This is a genomic window from Streptomyces sp. NPDC048297 (assembly GCF_043201585.1).
Taxonomy (GTDB): domain Bacteria; phylum Actinomycetota; class Actinomycetes; order Streptomycetales; family Streptomycetaceae; genus Streptomyces.
In genome coordinates this window covers 42,147-61,263 of record NZ_JBICZA010000006.1, presented here as the reverse complement: position 1 = coordinate 61,263, position 19,117 = coordinate 42,147, and the positions used below count along the sequence as shown (strand labels likewise).

Below are 19,117 nucleotides of genomic sequence, written 5' to 3'. Positions count from 1 at the left end.
GCACAGGCGGTGATCCCCGTGTCGATGTCCCCTTCCTCACCCTCGTCCTCGCGCCCGTCCTCATCCCCGTCCTCATCCCCGCCCTCGTCCCCCTTCCCGCCCCCGCTCCGCCTCCCTCGTCCGCTGGGTACCGACGCCCCCGCGACCTGCGAGGTCCCGCACTTCGCGCCCCTGCGGGTGCGCGGCGGGCGGTATCAACTGCATCGGCTCGTACGGCATCGCCGGCGGGCCCTCGCGGCCGGCCTCGCCGTCACCGCGGCCGCGCTCGTGGCGGCCGGTCCGGGGTCGGTGGCCGAGCGCCACCGCGCCGACCCCGACCACACCGAACCTCACCACGCCGAGCGGCCCCGCGGGCACCCGGCCGCGAAGCCCGTACGACGGCACGGGCCGGCGGACGTGGTGCGGGCGCCGGTGCGGATCGCCGACGCCGCCGCCGTCCGGCTGCTGCGCCCCGGCGACCGTGTCGACGTGATCGCGGCCGAGGACCCGTCCGCCGGGGGCGGCGCCCACGTACTCGCACGCGGCGCGCGGGTGGCGAGCCTGCCCGAATCACTGGACTCGGCGGCCGGCACGGCGGCTGACGGAGGGTCCTGGGGCGGGGCGCTGGTCGTGCTGTCGGTGCCGCGTGCCACGGCGGCCCGGTTGGTCGGCGCGAGCGCGACGGCACGGCTGGCGGTGACGCTCGGGTGAACTCCGTCGGACGCTTTCCAGCAGACCTGCCGTCAAGTCCCTCGATCGAGCTAGGGAATTGGACACAATGGCCTAGTGGTGCCGTAGGTTGCGGAGCGCATCGTGCCACGACCTGTGCATGTGAGGAGAGTCCCCGAGGTGAGCGAGAAGAAGGCGCCGAGTGTCTGGGATGGCTTCAAAGCCTTCCTGATGCGCGGCAATGTCATCGACCTGGCAGTCGCGGTGGTCATCGGTGCCGCCTTCACGAACATCGTCAGCGCGGTGGTGAAGGGGGTCATCAACCCGCTGGTCGGGGCGATCGGCACGCAGAACCTGGACCACTACAGCTCGTGCCTCCAGGACCCGTGCAAGGTGGCCGCGGACGGCACGGTGCAGAGCGGTGTGCCGATCCTGTGGGGTTCCGTCCTCGGCGCCACGCTCACCTTCGTGATCACCGCCGCGGTCGTCTACTTCCTCATGGTGCTGCCCATGTCCAAGTACCTCGCGCTCCAGGAGGCCCGCAAGAAGGCCAAGGAGGGCACGCACGAGGTCATCGAGGTGAGCGAGCTGGAGGTGCTCAAGGAGATCCGCGACGCGCTGGTCGCGCAGCGCGGGTCGGGGCACGGCGGCTAGAGCCTGTCGGGCGGATCCTGTCGCAGACGCGGGGTCTGACGGCGGCGCCTCCTCGGGCGGTCCGGGCGCCCCTTCGAGCGGTCCAGGCGCCCCTTCGAGCGGCTCAGAGGTGGTGGGGCGGCTTCTCGTCGAGGAAGCGCTTGAGGTCGGCGGCGCTGTCGCCGTCCGGCCTGTCGCCCCACCCGCGGTCGGTGTCGTCCGAGGACTGCTGGTTCAACGGGTCGTCGAAGACGAGCGCGGCCTTGGGGTCGCGCGGCTCGGGTGCGGGGGCGTCGCTCATGTCTCCAGGGTACGGCCCCCACAACGCTTGTGATTCCGTTCACAAGAATTCGCTCCGGTTTTCTGATCTCCTGGGGACCATGACGTCGAGTTCCTCCCAGGCATCCGGTTCTCCGGGCGCACCGCGGCCCTCGGGCCCCCTGCGGCGCCTCACCGCTCGCGCGGTCGACGAGGCGCACCGCGTCTCCTCCCCGCTCGAACTCTTCTTCGACCTGTGTTTCGTCGTGGCCGTCGCGCAAGCCGGCATCGAGCTGGTGCACTTCGTGGCCGCGGGGCACGCGGGCCAGGGGATCCTCAACTACGCGATGGTGTTCTTCGCCATCTGGTGGGCGTGGATGAACTTCACGTGGTTCGCCTCGGCGTACGACAACGACGACGTGCTCTACCGGGTCGTCACCCTCGTCCAGATCGCGGGTGTCCTGGTGCTGGCGGCCGGCGTCCCCCGGGCGTTCGAGCACCATGACTTCCTGCTGGTCCTGATCGGCTACGTGATCATGCGGCTCGCGATGGCCGCGGAGTGGCTGAGAGCGGCGAGGTCCGCCTCGGGCGAGGAGAGAACCACGACGCTGCGCTACGCGGGGGGCGTTCTGCTCTGCCAGATCGGCTGGGTGGGGCTGGTGGTGCTGCCCGAGCCCGCGCGGCCCTGGCTGTTCCTGGTCATGGTGATCGCGGAACTGTGCGTACCGCTGTACGCGGAGCGCAACAGCCGGACCAACTGGCACCCTCACCACATCGCCGAGCGGTACGGCCTGTTCACGATCATCGTGCTCGGTGAGACGATCGCCGCGGCCACGGTCGCCGTGAAGTCGGCCGTGGGCGAGCACGGCGCGCTGGTCGAGGTGCTGTCGATCGCGGTGGGCGGCCTGCTGATCGTCTTCTCCTCGTGGTGGATCTACTTCGTGGTGCCCATCCACGACCATCTGCGCAGCAGCGAGCGGGCGTTCCTGTGGGGGTACGGGCACTACTTCATCTTCGCCTCGGCCGCCGCGATCGGCGCCGGTCTGGAGGTGGCGGTGGAGCAGGCGGTCGGCAAGGCGCACATCTCGGCGACGGCCGCCTCGGCGGCGGTGACCCTGCCGACGGCCCTGTTCCTGCTGACGGTCTGGCTGCTGCACGCACGGCACTTCAAGGTCGGAACCGCCCAGCAGCTGGTGCTTCCGGGCACGGCGCTGCTGGTGATCTGCTGCACCTTCCTGGGCGGCTGGGGGGTGCTCGCGGCGGGGATCGTGTCGGCGGCGGCGGTGGCGAGCGGGGAGGCGCTGACGGCGCGCACGGCGGCTCGCGGGCGGCGGGCGGACGCCACGGCACCGGCGGCCTGAACTGCCAGGAGGCGCCGGGGCGGTGGGTCACACTGGCCGTCATGACAGTTGACGCATTGACGGACGTCGCCGGGCTGCGGGTGGGGCATGCCACCCGCCGCGGGGACGGCTGGCTCACCGGCACCACGGTCGTCCTGGCCCCCGAGGGCGGTGCCACCGCCGCCGTGGACGTACGCGGAGGAGGTCCCGGCACCAAGGAGACCGACGCGCTCGACCCCCGCAACCTGGTGCGGAAGGTCGACGCCGTGGTCCTGGCCGGAGGCAGCGCGTACGGGCTCGACGCCGCGTCCGGGGTCATGGCCTGGCTGGAGGAGCGGCGGCGCGGGGTGTCGGTCGGGGCGGATCCGGCGCATGTCGTGCCGGTGGTGCCCGCAGCGTGCGTCTTCGACCTGGGGCGCGGCGGCGACTTCAGGGCCCGCCCGGACGCGGCGACGGGCCGCGCGGCGGTCGAGGCGGCAGCGGCGGGCGCGCCGGGGGCGCGGGTGCCGGAAGGGTGCGTGGGCGCGGGGACGGGTGCCGTGGCCGGGGGGCTCAAGGGCGGAGTGGGGACCGCGAGCGCGGTCCTCGGTTCGGGGATCACGGTGGCGGCGCTGGTGGTGGTGAACTCCGTCGGGGCGGTGGCGGATCCGGAGACGGGGGTGCTGTACGGGGAGTTGTTCCAGGGGCGCGTGGACTATCCGCGGGAGCGGGTGCACGAGGCGGCGCGCCGGCGTCTGGCCGACCTCGCCGAGCTTGCCGGTCCGGCGGGGGCGGCGGGCTCGGCGGGCACCGGGGCGCCCCCGCCGCTGAACACGACGCTCGCGGTGGTCGCGACCGACGCGGACCTCACCAAGGCGCAGGCGCAGAAGGTGGCGGGCACGGCGCACGACGGCATCGCGCGCGCGGTGCGGCCGGCGCACCTGCTGCACGACGGCGACACGGTGTTCACGCTGGCCACCGGGGCGCGCCCGCTCGACGCGGAGGACACCCTCGCGCTCAACGAGGTGCTCGCGGCGGGCGCGGACCTGGTGACGCGCGCGATCGTGCGGGCGGTGCGGGCAGCGGAGCCGGTGGCCGGGCCGGGCGGAGTGTGGCCGTCGTACGAGGAGTTGTACGGGCAGCCGCACGGACAGCCGTAAGGGGAGCCGCACGGGCGGCCGTAGGGGACGTCGTAAGGGGAGCCGTAGGGCGGGTTGCCGTGCGCAGGGCGTCCGATTGTCGCGGTTCTGTCACGTGATGGCGTTCACGGGTAACGGAGGGAACCCCTCCTGCGGGTCGTTCCCTCTTTCTTCACGCACTGGGTACGGATCACCCACATCACGTGAACATGGAGCAGCCTGTGACAACGCCGGACATTGCAGCGCGGCGCGTACTGGGGGCCTGTGCCGCCCTGATGGTCGGCGCCCTCACGCTGACCGCGTGCGGCGGGAACGCCAACGCCACCGACGACGGCGGCAAGGGGGGCGGTACCTCCTCGACGACCCCGAAGACGTCGACGGCGAAGATCGTCATCTCGGCCAAGGACGGTTCGACCGGGGCGTCCATCAACGCGACCGGCGTGAAGGTCACCGGCGGGAGGCTGACCGATGTCAAGATGACCGTGGCGGGGTCGGGTCAGGCCGTGGCGGGGGCGATATCCGCCGACGGCAGCGCATGGCGGCCCAAGGACCAGCTGGAGCGCGGGACCAAGTACGAGATCGACGCGACCGCGAAGGACTCCGGCGGGCGCACGGCCGCGGCGGGCGCCATCTTCACGACCGTCACCTCGGCCAACAGCTTCATCGGCACCTACACGCCGGACAACGGCACCACGGTCGGCGTAGGCATGCCGGTGTCGTTCACCTTCGACAAGTCCGTCACCGACAGGAAGACCGTGCAGTCGCACATCACGGTCAGCTCCAGCAGCGGTCAGCACGTGGTGGGGCACTGGTTCGGCGACCGCCGGCTGGACTTCCGGCCGCAGGACTACTGGAAGGCCGGTTCCAAGGTCACGATGAAGATCGACCTGGACGGGGTCCAGGCCTCGAACGGCGTCTACGGCGTGCAGGACAAGACGGTGTCCTTCACCGTCGGGCGCTCGCAGGTCTCCACGGTCGACGCGCACGCCCAGACCATGACGGTGGTGCGGGACGGCAGCACGATCAAGACGGTGCCGATCTCCGCGGGCAGCCCGCAGCACACCACGTACAACGGGCAGATGGTGATCTCCGAGAAGTTCGTGCAGACCCGGATGAACGGCTCGACGGTCGGCTTCGGCGGGGAGTACGACATCCCGGACGTGCCGCACGCGATGCGTCTGACGTCGTCCGGAACGTTCATCCACGGCAACTACTGGTACAACAAGGGCAATCCGCCCTTCGGCCGCTCGGGCACCAGCCACGGCTGCGTCGGGCTCGCGGACGTGCAGGGCGCGCAGGGCGCCACCGAGGCCAAGTGGTTCTACGACCACTCGCTCGTCGGTGACGTCGTGATCGTGAAGAACTCCCCCGACACCACGGTGGCCCCGGACAACGGGCTCAACGGCTGGAACATGGCGTGGAGCGCCTGGACCGCCGGAAGTGCCGTCTGAGCGGCCGAAGTGCCGCCTGACCGCAGGAAGTGCCGCCTGAGCGGCGGATTCTGACAGAACGTGGGGCCGCGCGGGGAACTCTTCGCGCGGCCCTGACGTTTTCCCTGCGTACGTTTTCTCGGTTCCCGGACATGATGTCCGACCGAGGGGCTACGGTATGCACCCATCAGGTGACATGCAGCAACGCCGGGAGAAACCTTGAGCGTTCCGTACGAGACGGCAGCGTACGAATCCGCCGAGTCGCCCGAGTCTCCGGAGGAGCACCTCGAGCGGCTCCTCGGCCGTGCCCTGAACTCCTTCGAGCTGCCCGACGAGGCGATACGGCAGCTCGACTGCGCGCTGGCGCACGACAGTTCGCTGCACTCCGCGCACCACAGCGCGGGCCTGCACCGGGAGACGTACCGGCACACCTGGCTGCTCGCCGACGGCTCGGCGGTGACCTTATGGGAGCTGGTCCACAACACCGCGCCGGGCGGCGGGACGCAGCACGAGCTGTACGTCGACGCCGAGGAACTGGCCACCGCCACGGCCCGGCTCGCCCTGCCGCCCGAGGCACCGGACTTCGAACTGCCCGTACCGGCCCAGCTGTCGGCCGCTCCCGAGCCCCGGCACGTGTACGCGCCCGACGGCTCGGCGGACCATGGCCGCAGGCTGCTGCGCCGGGCGGAGAACCAGGACCGGCCGGGAGCGGGGACGGCGGCACTGCTGGCGACGGCGGCCGCGCACCAGATCACCCAGGCGTTCGGGCGCCCGGGGCGGGCCGTCCGGGCGGGGCTGAGTTTCGCCCTGTACGAGCACGCGTTCCTGCTGGCGGACGGCCGGGAGATCTCCCTGTGGGAGGTCGAGCACACGGCGACGCCCGACGGGCGGCACATGTGCGAGGTGTACACGTCCCAGGACGCGGCCCGCGACGCCATGGAGCGGCGCGCGGCACGGCAGGGCTGACCGGGCCGACAAGTCCGTCAGTCAGGTCCGGCAGGTCCGTCAGCGGCGGCCGAGCTGCCGTACCAGGCGCGCGAAGGCGTCCTGTTCGGCCGGGGTGAGTTCGACGGACTCCAGGGAGGGGCCGGCGTGGGCCTGGGCCGGGAGGACCCGGAAGGGTGAGGCCGGGCGCCACCCGGCGGTCTCGACGCGCAGGCGGCGCAGCAGGTTCAAGAGGACACAGGTCCAGACGATGGCCGCCACAGCGAGGACGGCCATGCCGATCATCTGGAAAGTCGAGACGTCGTCAGCCATGCCCTCCAGTGAACACCACGGCCTGGGACTTTGACCCCGGACCGTGACGTATCTCGCAGGTGGCGTGAATCTCCCAGGCGGTGTGAACAACTCACAGCTCACCAAAGGGACAAGGAGTGACGGGCGGTCGTCAGGCGGCGATGGCGATCAGGTAGAGGAACGGGTTGCCGATCGAGGAAGTGGGTGGCAGCGAGAGAGTGGGCAGCGGAAACCCGGGCGGCTGAAACGTGGGGAGCAGAAGGGCCCGGCGCCGGACCGGATGCTGAGCATCCAGATCGGTGCCGGGCCCTGCCCCCCGAAGTCGTCACGCCCGGTCAGGGGACCAGCGCGGGCTCCTTCCGGGCCTCGGCCCGGTCCGTGCCCTCCGCATCCTCCGAGCCCTCCGCATCATCCGCGCCCTCCGAGCCCTCCACGTGCTGCGCCGGACGCTTCGGCAGCGCGGACATCAGCAGGAAGATCACGCCCAGCACCGCGGCCACCCACCACAGCGTGTGCTGGAAGGCGTTCACGAAGGCCGGGCCGACCTGGTCCCGGGGCAGCCGGTCGTCGATCACCCCGAAGAACACCACCGACACCAGGCCGAGGCCGAGCGCGTTGCCCATCTGCTGCACGGTGTTGATCAGGCCGGACGCCGAGCCGGCGTGCTCGCGCGGCACCTCGGACAGGACCGCGTCCGTCAGCGGCGCCACGATCAGGCCCATGCCGAGGCCCATCACGACCAGCGGGAGCGCCATCTGCCAGGAGGCGATGGCGAGGCCGTAGTGGCGCGCCTCCCAGATGTAGAGCAGGACGCCCAGGCCCATCACCAGCGCGCCCGCCTGGAGCACCTTCCGCCCGAACCGCGGGACCAGCTTCTGCACGGACATGCCGGCCGCCACGGACACGGCGATCGAGAACGGCACACCGGTCAGACCGGCGCGCAGCGGGCTCCAGCCGAGGCCGATCTGCAGGTACAGCGTCCAGACCAGGAAGAAGACGCCGAGCACGATACCGAAGACGGTCTGTACGGCGATGCCGGCGGCGAAGCTCTTCACCCGGAACAGGGACAGCTCGACCAGCGGGGAACCGTCACGGGCCGCCTTGCGCCGCTCGTGCACCACCAGCGCCGCGAAGACGCCGAGCGCGCCCACCATCGACCCGTACCCCCACAGCGGCCAGCCCAGCTCACGCCCGCGGGTGAGCGGGTAGAGCAGCATCAGCAGGCCCAGCGTGACCAGGGCGACACCGACGAGGTCCAGCTTGAGGGCCTTCGGCGCGCGGGACTCGGTGATGTAGCGGCGGCCGAGAAGGAGGGCGACGGCGCCGACCGGCAGGTTGATGAGGAAGATGGGCCGCCATTCCAGCCCGAACAGGTTCCACTCCGTCAGCAGGGCGCCGAGCAGCGGGCCCGACACCGCGCCGAGGCCGATGACCGCGCCGAACAGGCCGAACACCTTGCCGCGCTCGTGGGCGGGGAAGGTCGCGTGCACGATCGACAGGACCTGCGGGACCATCATCGCCGCCATGCCGCCTTGCAGGATCCGGGAGGCGACCAGCATCTCCGGGTTCACGGCGAAACCGCACAGGGCGGAGGCGAGGGTGAAGCCGGCGATGCCGATCAGGAACAGGCGCTTGCGGCCGTGGATGTCGCCGAGCCGGCCGCCGGTGATGAGGCCCGCGGCGAAGGCGAGGGCGTAGCCCGCGGTGATCCACTGGATCTGGCTGAACGACGCACCCGCGTCGTGCTGGATCGAGGGGATGGCGATGTTGACGATCGTCACGTCGACCAGGTCCATGAAGGCCGCGGTCATGACGATGGCCAGGGCGAACCAGCGGGTCCGGTCGGCGGGGGGTTCGGAGGCGGGTCCGGAGAGGGGTTCGGAGGGCGTCACCGGGGTTGCCGGGGCCACCGGGGATGTCGGGGATGCCGAGGTCACCGTGGGTGCCGCGCCGTTCCGGTTCCCCGGGATCGCCGCGGTGTGTCCGCCGTCTGCCGGCTGTGGCCGGGCGCTCGGTTCCCCGCGCCCCTGGGAGATGTCGATGGTGTCGTCGCCGTGCGTCATGCCCTCAAGCTAGGACCCCATTAGGTCAGATCGTGTCCTACTTCTACGGCATTCTGTACGCATGACGACCGACACCCCCGCTCGGCTCCTCCAGCTCCTCTCCCTCCTCCAGACGCCCCGCGAGTGGCCCGGCGGCGAGCTGGCCGACCGGCTCCGGGTGTCCCGGCGTACCGTGCGGCGCGACGTCGACCGGCTGCGCGAACTGGGCTATCCCGTGCAGGCCACGAAGGGCTCGGACGGCGGATACCGGCTGGTCGCGGGCAAGGCGATGCCGCCGCTCGTGCTCGACGACGAGGAGGCCGTGGCCATCGCGGTCGGGCTGCGCGCCGGCGCCGGGCACGCCGTGGAAGGCGTGGAGGAGGCCTCCGTACGGGCCCTCGCGAAGCTGGAGCAGGTGCTGCCGTCCCGGCTGCGCCACCGGGTCTCCACCCTCCAGGCCGCCACGACCGCGCTGACCAGCGGGGACGGGGCGAGCATCGCTCCCGAGACGCTGACCGTGATGGCGTCCACGGTGGCGGGGCACGAGCGGTTGCGGTTCGCCTACCGGGACAAGGACGGCGGCGAGTCACGCCGTCTGACCGAACCGCACCGGCTCGTCTCGACGGGCCGGCGGTGGTACCTCGTGGCGTACGACCTCGACCGCGACGACTGGCGGACGTTCCGCGTGGACCGGGTGAACGACCCCTTCGCGACCGGAGTGCGGTTCGCTCCCCGGGAACTGCCCGAGGGCGATGCGGCGCAGTACCTGCGGCGCTCGATCCGGCGCCGCCAGGAGACGTACGCCTTCGCCGTCCGCTTCGCCGCCCCCGCCGAGACGGTGTCCACGCGGGTGCCGCAGTGGATAGGGGCACCCGAACCGGAGGGCGAGGACGAGGGCGGGGACACGTGCGTGCTGCGCGGCACGAGCGGGGACCCCGTGGAGTGGCTGGCGGTCCGGCTGGCGATGGCGGGCTGCGAGTTCACGGTCCTGGAGCCGGGTGAACTGGTGGAGTCGGTACGGGAGTTGGGGGGACGGTTGAGCCGGGCGGGGGGTGCGGGAACTCTCTGAGGGCTCCCCGAGGGGCTCCTTAAGGGTCCGCTGAGGGTGCGCCGCGGTACCGCTCGCTCAGAGTTCGGCGTACCGCTCGCTCAGAGTTCGGCGTACCGCTCGCTCAGAGTTCGGCGTACCGCTCGCTCAGAGTTCGGGGCACCGCTCCCTCAGAGTTCGGGGCACCGCTCCCTCAGAGTTCCGCTCTCCACGCGAAGTCTCCCAGCGCCTCCAGATTCCTCAGGGCCAGGGCCGCGGGGCCGTCGGGGCCGGTAGGAGAGGAGAGCGTGGCCGCCCAGGACTCCACGGCCACCCGGACCGCCGCACCGGCGACCGCCGCCGCGAAGCGCAGATGAGGGGTGATCGGCGCGGGTGCGGCAACGTTGTCTTCGCCGGCGGCCAGGGCGGTGACGGCGGCAACGGGAGCAACGGGGGCAGGGGTGATGGGCTTCCCCGGGGCAACGGACGTCGCCGTGGCGGCACCCGGGTTGGTGGTCGGCGAGCCGCCGGTGGTTGCCGGACCGCCAGTGGCTGCCGGACCGCCGGTGGTTGCCGGGCCGCTGGTGGCTGCCGGACCGCCGGTGGTTGCCGGGCCGCTGGTGGCTGCCGGACCGCCGGTGGTTGCCGCGAGCCGGTCCGCCAGGACCTGTGCCAGTTCCTCGTCCGACTCCTGGCACACCTCGGCCCACACCTTGCGCAGGGCGGTACTCGCGTCGGCCAGATGGATGAGCGTGCGGACCCATTCCCAGGACGCCGTCGAGACGCCGTGGCCGGGGGCGAGCATGTGGGCGACCGCGTGGCGCAGCGCCTCCGGGACGGTCAGGGAGGACGGGGCCTCGCGGACCGCCTGGGTCCAGCGCTGGGCGCCGGCCGCGTAGAGCGGGGCCACCGCCTCTTCCTTGGAGGCGAAGTAGCGGTAGAACGTGCGCGGCGCGATGCCGGCCGCCTGGGCGATGTCCTCGGCCCGGGTGGCCTTCAGTCCCTGGCGTACGAAGAGGGCGGCAGCCGCGCGGGCGATCTCCGCGCGGGTCTCGGCCTTACGGCGCTCGGTCAGGGACACCGGGGCAGCGGCCGGAAAGGACTGCTGGTCGGCGGTGGTACGGGTGGGGCGGGGGGTGCTCACGTCGGCAGGCTATGCCCCTGTGGCAGAATCTGCCATCCGGCGGCCACCCCGGGGTTCAGGTACGGGGTGGTCGCCGATCCAGGATGCCCGCCGGGCCGCCGCGAGGCGCGCGCGAGAGCGGCGTACGGCCGAAAGAGCCGGGCCCCAGCGCCTGGGGGGAGTAGGCGCCGAAGCCCGGCTGGGAACGTCCCGGCGCCGGGGGGGGGGAGTGCGTCGGGACGTGGCTCATGCGTGGGTCGGACCGGTGCGAGCGTGCGCGAGGTGCGGAAGTACGGCTCCCGGGGTTCAACTTCCGGGCCCTGAAGGGTTGTTCCCTCCGGCCCCGGAGTTGAAGCGATGGTACCGAGCCATGTTCGCGCCGTCTTCCCCCACCAGGCGTACGCCCCTCGGGATCACGTCCGCCGGGATCACGTCGTCCCGAATCACGCCCTCCGGGTCCACGTCTCTCGGAATCACGTCCCCGCGGGATCGCCTCCCCCGGGGTCACGCGGCCGCGTCGAAGCCGGTGTCGCGGGCCAGCTTCTTCAGTTCGAGCAGCGCGTGCTTCTCTATCTGGCGGATGCGCTCGCGGGTCAGGCCGTGCTCCTTGCCGACCTCCGTCAGGGTGCGCTCCCGGCCGTCGTCGATGCCGTAGCGCATCTTGATGATGGAGGCCGTGCGCTGGTCCAGACGGCCGATCAGGTCGTCCAGCTCCTCGCTGCGCAGCAGCGTCATCACCGACTGCTCGGGAGAGACCGCCGAGGTGTCCTCCAGCAGGTCGCCGAACTGGGTCTCGCCCTGGTCGTCCACCGGCATGTTCAGCGAGACCGGGTCGCGGGCCCAGTCGAGGACGTCGGTCACGCGCTCCGGCGTCGAGCTCAGCTCCGTGGCGATCTCGCCGGGCTCCGGGTCGCGGCCGTTCTCGCGGTTGAACTCGCGCTGCACGCGGCGGATGCGGCCCAGCTCCTCCACCAGGTGGACGGGGAGCCGGATCGTGCGGGACTGGTCGGCGATGGAGCGGGTGATGGCCTGCCGGATCCACCAGGTGGCGTACGTGGAGAACTTGAAGCCCTTGCGGTAGTCGAACTTCTCGACGGCGCGCACCAGGCCGGCGTTGCCCTCCTGGACCAGGTCGAGCAGGGGCAGACCACTGCGCGGGTAGCGCCGGGCCACGGCCACGACCAGCCGGAGGTTGGACCGGATGAACACGTCCTTGGCCCGCTCGCCGGCGGCGACCAGGGCCTCCAGCTCCTCGCGGGTGGCGTCCGACGCGGACTCCTCCTCGCCGTCGAGGACCTGCCGCGCGAACACACCCGCCTCGATGGTCTGGGACAGCTCGACCTCCTTGGCGGCGTCGAGAAGCGGCGTACGCGCGATCTCATCGAGGTACATGCCGACCAGGTCGCGGTCCGCGATCTCGCCGCCATGGGCGCGAACACTGCTTGCCGAGTCGGCCGTCTCGCCGGAGGTGGCGGACTTGCGACGGGCGACGGCACGGGTTGCCATGCGTGCTCCCTTGCGATGGTGGGCTGGCGGGTGGTCCTGTCGAACGCTAGGCACTCCTGGGCTGTCTATGGAACTCTCCCGGAGTGCCCTGCATCCGTGGGAAACAACGACTGGAATCCGGACAGAATTCCCAACCCGCCCCCCAATTTTTCTGATCATGCAGTATGCTGCTCGGCCACCCAGGGGGCGCGATGCCGTCCCGGCGTACAGAGGTGCAGGTCAGAGCGGGATTCGAGGCTGATCCCGACGCCCTCACGATCCTCTACAACCCCTCCGTACGCGAGACTCCCGCCACCTTCGACGTGGAGGCCTTCACTCCGGAAGAGCACCACCCCTGGCTGCCCTCCCACCCGGAAGACGGCCCTCACCGGCTGATGGTTGCCACGGACGCGGACTCTCAGGAGATTCTGGGCTACGCCACATCCAGTCCTTACCAGCCCTTACCGGTCCTTGCCGGGCCTTACGGTCCTTACGGCCCCAGCGGTCCTTACCGGCCGAAGGCCGCATACGCGGCCTCCGCGGGGACGACCGTGCACGTCGCCCCCTCCGCCGAACTAAGCCGAACTCCACCGAACTCCACCAAACTCAGCCGAACTGCACCGAGCGCTTCGCGAGCCCCATCCAGAAGCCGTCGATGACCGACTTCTGCGCGTCCAGTTCACCGCCCGCCTCGGCCGCGCCCATGGCGACGAAGAGCGGGGCGAAGTGTTCGGTGCGCGGGTGGGCGTAGCGGCCGGCCGGGGACTTGTGCAGAAAGTCGAGCAGGCCGTCCCAGTCGTGGGCCTCCAGCGCCCGCCTGCCCCAGTCGTCGAACTCCGCGGACCAGCTCGGCACGCCGCCCGCATGGCGCAGGGCGGCCAGGTTGTGGGTGAAGAAGCCGGAGCCGACGATCAGCACGCCCTCGTCGCGCAGGGGGGCGAGCTTGCGGCCGATGTCCATGAGGCGGACCGGGTCGAGCGTGGGCATGGAGATCTGCAGGACCGGGATGTCGGCGGCCGGGAACATCTCGACGAGGGGGACGTACGCCCCGTGGTCGAGGCCGCGGTCGGGGATGTCCTGGACCGGGATGCCGGGGGCGCGCAGCAGCTTGCGGACCGACTCGGCCAGCTCGGGCGCCCCGGGGGCCGCGTACTGGACGCGGTAGTAGTGCTCGGGGAAGCCCCAGAAGTCGTAGACGAGCGGGACGGTGTCGGTGGCGGCGAGGGCGAGGGGGGCCTCTTCCCAGTGGGCGGAGACGATGAGGATCGCCTTGGGCCGGGCCAGACCGGCGGACCAGGCGGCGAGCTGGCCGGGCCAGACCGGGTCGTCGGCGAGCGGCGGGGCGCCGTGGCTGAGGTAGAGGACGGGCATGCGCTCGCGCCCGGCGGCGGACGGCTGCTGCGTGGCGGCGGACATGGCGGCGGCTCCCTGTGCTCGTTCTTCTCGGCTCGCGCTCGGCCTTCTCGGCCCCGAGAGGACCGACACGCGATGCTCTGACACTCGATGACGCTCAAGAACACTCGATGACGCCCAATGGCGCTCGATGCTTTAACTCTCAAGCTCTCTGCCGCAGCATACGCCTCACTTGTTTAACTTTCAAGGAGATAGCTCGTACAGTGGCTGCATGAACCCCGTGGGATCCATGAACCCGGCATCGGACTCCGCCACCCACCACCGCTGGCTCACCGACGACGAGCAGCGCGTCTGGCGCTCGTACCTGCAGGCCACCACCCTGCTGGAGGACCATCTCGACCGGCAGCTCCAGCGCGACGCGGGCATGCCGCACATCTACTACGGCCTTCTCGTCACCCTCGCCGACGCGCCGCGCCGCCGGCTGCGGATGACCGAGCTGGCGATGAAGGCGAAGATCACCCGCTCCCGGCTCTCGCACGCCATCGCGCGGCTGGAGCAGAACGGCTGGGTCCGCCGCGAGGACTGCGCCTCCGACAAGCGCGGCCAGTTCGCGGTGCTGACCGACAAGGGCACCGAGGTGCTGCGCCGGACCGCGCCGGGCCATGTGACCGCCGTACGGCAGGCGCTGTTCGAACGGCTGACCCCGGAACAGCAGAAGGCCCTCGGCGAGATCATGGAGATCGTCGCCGAGGGCCTTCAGCCGGACGAAGCGGGTGCGGACCTTCCCTGGCTCCGCTAAGCGCCGGCAGCCGGTTCCCTACGGGGTGCCCGGGGTTTCGCTGCGGGCGGTCAGTGGGCGACCACCGGCACCGCCAGCTCCGCCTCGGCACCCTCGCCGGAGGCCACGGGGCCGCCGCCGTCCGGACGGCCGGCGTTGACCAGGGCCAGGACGATCAGCGCGGCGAGCACCAGCATGCCGACGGCGAACCAGATCGCGTTGGTGTAGCCGTGCACCATGCCCTGCAGCTGGACCAGCTGCCGCTGCGACGTCGTCGCGGCACCGGCGACATGGTCCTTGATGTACGCGGTCGTCGCGGAGGCGGCGATCGTGTTCAGCAGGGCCGTACCGATCGCGCCGCCCACCTGCTGCGAGGTGTTGACCATCGCGGAGGCGATACCGGCGTCGCGCGGCTCGACACCCAGGGTGGCCAGGGACATGGCGGGCATGAACGCCGTACCCATGCCGAGACCGAGCAGCACCATCGCGGGCAGGATCGTCGAGGCGTACGACGATCCGATCTCCAGCCGCGTCATCAGGAACATGCCGACCGCGGCCACCAGGAAGCCGGGACCCATCAGGAACCGGGCCGGAACCCGGGTCATCAGGCGCGTGCCGATCTGGGTCGAGCCGACCATCATGCCGGCGACCATCGGCAGGAACGCGAAGCCGCTCTTGATCGGCGAGTAGCCCTTCACGACCTGGAGGTAGTAGGTCAGGAAGAGGAACGTGCCGAACATGGCGATGATCGCGATGCCGAGGGAGAGGTAGATGCCGCCGCGGTTGCGGTCGGTCACCACGCGCAGGGGCAGCAGCGGGGTCCTGACCCTGGACTCGGTGACGACGAAGGCGACCAGCAGGACCGCCGACGCGACGAACAGGGAGATGGTCAGGGGAGCGCCCCAGCCGTCGGACTCGGCGCGCGTGAAGCCGTAGACGAGCGAGACCAGGCCGAGGGTGGACAGCAGTACGCCCGGGATGTCGAGCGGGTTGCGGTTACGGCTGCCCTCGGGCTCACGGACGACGAAGTACGCGCCCAGCGCGGCCACCGCGGCGAACGGGATGTTGACGAAGAACGTCCAGCGCCAGTCCAGGTACTGGGTCAGCGCACCGCCGAGGATGAAGCCGACGGCGCTGCCGCCACCGGCGATCGCGCCGTAGATGCCGAACGCCTTGGCGCGCTCCCTGACATCCGTGAACATCACGGCGAGCAGGGACAGGGCGGCCGGGGCGAGCAGCGCGCCGAAGACACCCTGAAGGGCGCGAGCGCCGAACATCATCGGGCCGGACGTGGCCGCACCGCCGAGCGCGGAGGCGGCGGCGAACCCGACCAGGCCCAGCACGAAGGCGCGCTTGCGGCCCCACAGGTCGGCGATGCGGCCACCGAACAGCAGCAGACCACCGAAGGCGAGGGAGTAGGCGGTGACGACCCACTGCCGGTTGCCGTCGGATATGCCGAGGTCCTGCTGCGCCGAGGGCAGCGCGATGTTCACGATGGTCGCGTCGAGCACGACCATCAGCTGGGCGAGCGCGATGAAGACGAGCGCCTTCCAGCGATTGGCGTCACCACCGCTCGGGGCGAGGGCGCCGGGAGCCTTGGCGGTCGATTGAGACATGGGGGTACCCACTTCGGGACTTCGTAAGGAGAAAAAACGGGAAAAGGGCGTGCGGGTCCGAGCGCGGGCGCGCCGCGGGGGGGCGCCTGGGGGCTCGGTGAACTCGGAGAGCTTGGTGGACTCGGCGGTGTCTGCCGGCCGGGAGTGTGGACCGGGGTTCGGCCCCGGACTCATCGGTCGGGCAGGTGGTCGGTCAGTCGGTGGTCGGTCAGTCGATGGTCAGTCGATGTCAGACGGTGGTCAGTCGATCGGTCGGACGGTCGATCGGTCGGACGGTCGATCGGACGGTCGGATGGTCAGGTCGACGGTGTCCGATCGCCGATCGGACGGGCTCCCGGTCAGCACTCGGACGATGTTCGGTCGGACGGTGTCCGGTCAGCGCTCGGACGACGTTCGTTCGGACGGTGTTCGGTCAGGCGTGGCGCAGATCCTCCATGGTCGCGGGCGTACCCGGCAGGACGGAGGGGGCCGGAGCCCGCAAGCCGTCCAGGAACAGCTGGAGATGACGGTGGACGAAGCGGTCGACGCTGAGACAGTCCGTACCGGCCGGGGGCCGGCTGAGCTGCGCCACGGCGACCATCAGGTCACCCACGCCGACGTCGGGCCGTAGCTGCCCCGCCACCTTCGCGCGGTCCATGATCTCCTCGACGAGCCGCTCGAGCCGGTGGCCGGCGGCTTCCAGGTCGGGGTGGTTCTTGTCGAAGGTGGAGGCGACCATCGGGCACAGCGCGCTGATCCGCTCGTCGGCGGAGGTGTGCACGAAGTGCGCCAGGGCCGCGAAGGCGTCTCCGGTCTCGGCGAGAGCCCTCTCGGCCGCCTCCGCGGTCCGGTCCATCACGGTGCAGACGACCTCGCGGACGAGGGCGTCACGGTCCGGGAAGTTGCGGTACACCGTGGCATTGCCGACGCCGGCCCGGCGGGCGATCTCGTCGAGCGGCACCTGCGGTCCGTGCTCGACGAACATCTCCTGGGCGGCGGTGACGATCCGCTCCCGGTTGCGCAGCGCGTCGGCACGGGGCCGGGTCGCCTTGCCGGTGGAGGGTGCGGTCTGCACGGCGTACTCCAATCGGACGGTCTGGACAGCTGGCCGGCTGTCGGCTGGTCGGTCGAGGCGATCCGTGGAACCGGGGAGCCGGGATCCACGGACCCCGATCTCCAAGACTCGGGATCCGCGATCCGCGATCCGGGATCCGGGATCCGGGATCCGGGATCCGGGATCCGGGATCCGGGGAACCTCTCCCCGTTTCGCACGGACATAGGTCCAAACGGGGAAAGGGTCCCCGGTTATTTCCCCCGCACCGAAGAACTTCCGGTGACCTGACTCACACCACGCGCGCACGGCCTGCAGACCGCCGGCACCCCCAAGGCACCGCCCCTCCCCACCACCGGCACCACCCAAGGCGCCCCCCTCCCCACCACCGGCACCACCCAAGGCGCCCCCCTCCCCACCACCGGCACCACCCAAGGCGCCCCCTCCCCACCGCCGGCACCACCCAAGCCAACGCACCCTCCCCACCCCCACCCAACCCCCTCCTCACCACAATTCACACCCGTACCTGCCGGAATCCCACGATCGGTCTCCTCCAGCGCGCGCCTCTCCCGCCCCCCGACACAGGGTGAGCGCAAGGGTGCAGCCGGGGTTCGGCGGCTGCCGTCGAGCGGAGGTCCGTGCATGCAGCCGCAGTTGCCCCGCCGCCGCATACGCCGGCGCCGCATACGTCCGCGCCGCGTGGCCGCTCTCACCGCGGTGACCGCGCTGACCTTCGCGGTCAGCACCTCGGCCGGGACCGGACAACTGGCGGCGCCCACCACTGCCGGGCCCATAGGCCTGGCCCGCTCCTCCGCCCTCTCGCCCTGCATGATCCGCGCCGCACAGAACGTGCAGATGACGGAAGGCTTCCCCACCCCGGCCGGCTACTCGCGCTCCACGGGCACCGTCCACGCCCTGACCCTGATGGTCGACTTCCCCGACACACCCGGGGAGGGCAGCGCCCTCGACCGTTTCCACGAGTTCTTCCCGCAGACCCAGGAGTGGTTCCGCAGAGCGTCGTACGGACGCCTGGACTACCGCCCGGAGACACCGGTCACCCACTGGCTGCGGATGCCGAAAGCGTTCAAGGACTACGGTATAGAGCGCGGCGCCCCCTTCGACCCCGGCTACCGGGAACTGGTCCAGGACATCGTGGCCACCGCCGACCCCGAGGTGGACTTCCGCTCGTACGACCTGCTGAACGTGCTGGTCACCCCGAACGCCGGCCCGTCCGCCCTGGACACCGTGCTGTCCGTGACCTTCGCCGGGAACGGCGAGGCCCCGGTCGCCGACGGCGTCCCCGTCTCCAACGCGTCCTTCGTCTACTCCCGCCAGGACGACGGCTCGGGCACGTACGGGAGCACCGGCTACCGCGTCCTGCCCCACGAGAACGGCCACACCTTCGGCCTGCCCGACCTCTACACCCAGGACGGCGGGAGCACGGTCGGGCACTGGGACATCATGAGCGAGGACTGGGGGGCCAACAACGACCTGCTGGGTTGGCACAAGTGGAAGCTGGGCTGGCTGGACGCACGCCAGGTCGGCTGCGCGGCGACCCGGGGCAGCGTCGAGTTCACGTTGACCCCCCTGTACAAGGAGGGCGGCGGCAAGCTGGTCCTCGTCCCCGTCGACGCCCGCACCTCCTACGCGCTGGAACTGCGCGCCCAGGGCGGCAACGACGAGGCCATCTGCAAGCCGGGCATCCTCATCTACAAGGTCGACGCCGACGTGGACACCGGCCGCGGCCCCATCAGCGTCTTCGACTCCCACCGCAACAGCGGGGGCTGCACCCGCAGCCCCAACGTCCAGGCCGAACTCTCCGACGCCCCCTTCGCCCCCGGCGAAACCTTCAAGGACCCCCGCCACGGCATCACCGTCCAGGTGACCAGCGCCGACCTGCACGGCAACTACAAGGTCCGCATCACCCGCAACTGAGGCCTGCCTCCCCCCAAGCCCACCATCGCCCCTTCACGCGGCCCCACCCTGATCCGGTACCCTGT

The 19,117-nt window shown here is 71.2% G+C and carries 17 protein-coding genes and 1 pseudogene; 10 read left to right on the top strand and 8 right to left on the bottom strand.

Features of this window, described 5'->3' with window-relative positions; all coding sequences use genetic code 11:
• Positions 1-24 precede the first annotated feature (24 nt).
• Positions 25-690, top strand: coding sequence for a hypothetical protein (locus ACGFYV_RS08600; protein ID WP_393877607.1), 666 nt, complete (start codon positions 25-27; stop codon positions 688-690).
• A 138-nt stretch (positions 691-828) separates the two neighbouring features.
• The gene (mscL, locus tag ACGFYV_RS08595; protein WP_393877606.1) at positions 829-1,302 is read left to right on the top strand and encodes a large conductance mechanosensitive channel protein MscL; all 474 of its coding nucleotides are present in this window, start codon (positions 829-831) and stop codon (positions 1,300-1,302) included.
• Positions 1,303-1,405: 103 nt separating this feature from the next.
• On the opposite strand, the gene ACGFYV_RS08590 is transcribed toward mscL, so the two are convergent.
• On the bottom strand, positions 1,406-1,582 hold the full coding sequence (locus tag ACGFYV_RS08590; protein ID WP_393877605.1) for a hypothetical protein: 177 nt from the start codon (positions 1,580-1,582) through the stop codon (positions 1,406-1,408).
• A 79-nt stretch (positions 1,583-1,661) separates the two neighbouring features.
• Here ACGFYV_RS08590 and ACGFYV_RS08585 point away from each other — a divergent pair, with 79 nt between their 5' ends.
• The 4 genes from ACGFYV_RS08585 to ACGFYV_RS08570 all read left to right on the top strand — a co-directional run bounded on the left by ACGFYV_RS08585 (position 1,662) and on the right by ACGFYV_RS08570 (position 6,393).
• Entirely contained in the window at positions 1,662-2,900 is a 1,239-nt protein-coding gene (locus tag ACGFYV_RS08585; protein WP_393877604.1) for a low temperature requirement protein A, read from the top strand.
• A gap of 41 nt (positions 2,901-2,941) precedes the next feature.
• Entirely contained in the window at positions 2,942-4,018 is a 1,077-nt protein-coding gene (locus tag ACGFYV_RS08580) for a P1 family peptidase (protein WP_393877603.1), read from the top strand.
• A 200-nt stretch (positions 4,019-4,218) separates the two neighbouring features.
• Complete coding sequence (locus tag ACGFYV_RS08575; protein ID WP_393877602.1) at positions 4,219-5,448, top strand: Ig-like domain-containing protein; 1,230 nt, start codon at positions 4,219-4,221, stop codon at positions 5,446-5,448.
• Positions 5,449-5,646: 198 nt separating this feature from the next.
• On the top strand, positions 5,647-6,393 hold the full coding sequence (locus ACGFYV_RS08570; protein ID WP_393877601.1) for a DUF6227 family protein: 747 nt from the start codon (positions 5,647-5,649) through the stop codon (positions 6,391-6,393).
• A gap of 39 nt (positions 6,394-6,432) precedes the next feature.
• Here ACGFYV_RS08570 and ACGFYV_RS08565 read toward each other — a convergent pair whose 3' ends face one another.
• Complete coding sequence (locus tag ACGFYV_RS08565; RefSeq protein ID WP_393877600.1) at positions 6,433-6,684, bottom strand: hypothetical protein; 252 nt, start codon at positions 6,682-6,684, stop codon at positions 6,433-6,435.
• A 314-nt stretch (positions 6,685-6,998) separates the two neighbouring features.
• Complete coding sequence (locus ACGFYV_RS08560) at positions 6,999-8,474, bottom strand: MFS transporter (RefSeq protein ID WP_393877780.1); 1,476 nt, start codon at positions 8,472-8,474, stop codon at positions 6,999-7,001.
• A gap of 313 nt (positions 8,475-8,787) precedes the next feature.
• Between ACGFYV_RS08560 and ACGFYV_RS08555 the strand changes: the two genes are divergently transcribed.
• Entirely contained in the window at positions 8,788-9,774 is a 987-nt protein-coding gene (locus ACGFYV_RS08555; RefSeq protein WP_393877599.1) for a helix-turn-helix transcriptional regulator, read from the top strand.
• A 172-nt stretch (positions 9,775-9,946) separates the two neighbouring features.
• Here ACGFYV_RS08555 and ACGFYV_RS08550 read toward each other — a convergent pair whose 3' ends face one another.
• Together ACGFYV_RS08550 and ACGFYV_RS08545 are read right to left on the bottom strand one after the other, a co-directional pair.
• Positions 9,947-10,807, bottom strand: a complete 861-nt coding sequence (locus ACGFYV_RS08550) for a TetR family transcriptional regulator (RefSeq protein ID WP_393877779.1) — start codon at positions 10,805-10,807, stop codon at positions 9,947-9,949.
• 552 nt (positions 10,808-11,359) lie between these two features.
• Complete coding sequence (locus ACGFYV_RS08545) at positions 11,360-12,361, bottom strand: RNA polymerase sigma factor RpoD/SigA (RefSeq protein WP_393877598.1); 1,002 nt, start codon at positions 12,359-12,361, stop codon at positions 11,360-11,362.
• Between the two features lie 191 nt (positions 12,362-12,552).
• Here ACGFYV_RS08545 and ACGFYV_RS08540 point away from each other — a divergent pair.
• Positions 12,553-12,912: pseudogene (locus tag ACGFYV_RS08540) on the top strand (GNAT family N-acetyltransferase); the annotation flags it as partial.
• 34 nt (positions 12,913-12,946) lie between these two features.
• Here ACGFYV_RS08540 and ACGFYV_RS08535 read toward each other — a convergent pair.
• A complete protein-coding gene (locus ACGFYV_RS08535) occupies positions 12,947-13,756 on the bottom strand; it encodes a dioxygenase (RefSeq protein ID WP_393877597.1) in 810 nt (269 codons plus the stop codon).
• A 226-nt stretch (positions 13,757-13,982) separates the two neighbouring features.
• Between ACGFYV_RS08535 and ACGFYV_RS08530 the strand changes: the two genes are divergently transcribed.
• Positions 13,983-14,492, top strand: coding sequence for a MarR family winged helix-turn-helix transcriptional regulator (locus tag ACGFYV_RS08530; RefSeq protein WP_393877778.1), 510 nt, complete (start codon positions 13,983-13,985; stop codon positions 14,490-14,492).
• 50 nt (positions 14,493-14,542) lie between these two features.
• Here the strand turns inward: ACGFYV_RS08530 and ACGFYV_RS08525 are convergent, their stop codons facing one another.
• Both ACGFYV_RS08525 and ACGFYV_RS08520 read right to left on the bottom strand, forming a co-directional pair.
• Positions 14,543-16,087, bottom strand: coding sequence for an MFS transporter (locus ACGFYV_RS08525; RefSeq protein ID WP_393877596.1), 1,545 nt, complete (start codon positions 16,085-16,087; stop codon positions 14,543-14,545).
• Positions 16,088-16,499: 412 nt separating this feature from the next.
• A complete protein-coding gene (locus tag ACGFYV_RS08520) occupies positions 16,500-17,141 on the bottom strand; it encodes a TetR/AcrR family transcriptional regulator (RefSeq protein ID WP_393877595.1) in 642 nt (213 codons plus the stop codon).
• Positions 17,142-17,759: 618 nt separating this feature from the next.
• Here ACGFYV_RS08520 and ACGFYV_RS08515 point away from each other — a divergent pair.
• Complete coding sequence (locus ACGFYV_RS08515; protein ID WP_393877594.1) at positions 17,760-19,052, top strand: M6 family metalloprotease domain-containing protein; 1,293 nt, start codon at positions 17,760-17,762, stop codon at positions 19,050-19,052.
• Positions 19,053-19,117: the final 65 nt, after the last annotated feature.

Coding starts and splice junctions, on each gene's coding strand:
- ACGFYV_RS08600 (WP_393877607.1), top strand. CDS start 25: ATGTCCCCTTCCTCACCCTCGTCCTCGCGCCCGTCCTCATCCCCGTCC.
- ACGFYV_RS08590 (WP_393877605.1), bottom strand. CDS start 1,582: ATGAGCGACGCCCCCGCACCCGAGCCGCGCGACCCCAAGGCCGCGCTC.
- ACGFYV_RS08585 (WP_393877604.1), top strand. CDS start 1,662: ATGACGTCGAGTTCCTCCCAGGCATCCGGTTCTCCGGGCGCACCGCGG.
- ACGFYV_RS08580 (WP_393877603.1), top strand. CDS start 2,942: ATGACAGTTGACGCATTGACGGACGTCGCCGGGCTGCGGGTGGGGCAT.
- ACGFYV_RS08565 (WP_393877600.1), bottom strand. CDS start 6,684: ATGGCTGACGACGTCTCGACTTTCCAGATGATCGGCATGGCCGTCCTC.
- ACGFYV_RS08560 (WP_393877780.1), bottom strand. CDS start 8,474: ATGACCGCGGCCTTCATGGACCTGGTCGACGTGACGATCGTCAACATC.
- ACGFYV_RS08555 (WP_393877599.1), top strand. CDS start 8,788: ATGACGACCGACACCCCCGCTCGGCTCCTCCAGCTCCTCTCCCTCCTC.
- ACGFYV_RS08545 (WP_393877598.1), bottom strand. CDS start 12,361: ATGGCAACCCGTGCCGTCGCCCGTCGCAAGTCCGCCACCTCCGGCGAG.
- ACGFYV_RS08535 (WP_393877597.1), bottom strand. CDS start 13,756: ATGTCCGCCGCCACGCAGCAGCCGTCCGCCGCCGGGCGCGAGCGCATG.
- ACGFYV_RS08530 (WP_393877778.1), top strand. CDS start 13,983: ATGAACCCGGCATCGGACTCCGCCACCCACCACCGCTGGCTCACCGAC.
- ACGFYV_RS08525 (WP_393877596.1), bottom strand. CDS start 16,087: ATGTCTCAATCGACCGCCAAGGCTCCCGGCGCCCTCGCCCCGAGCGGT.
- ACGFYV_RS08515 (WP_393877594.1), top strand. CDS start 17,760: ATGCAGCCGCAGTTGCCCCGCCGCCGCATACGCCGGCGCCGCATACGT.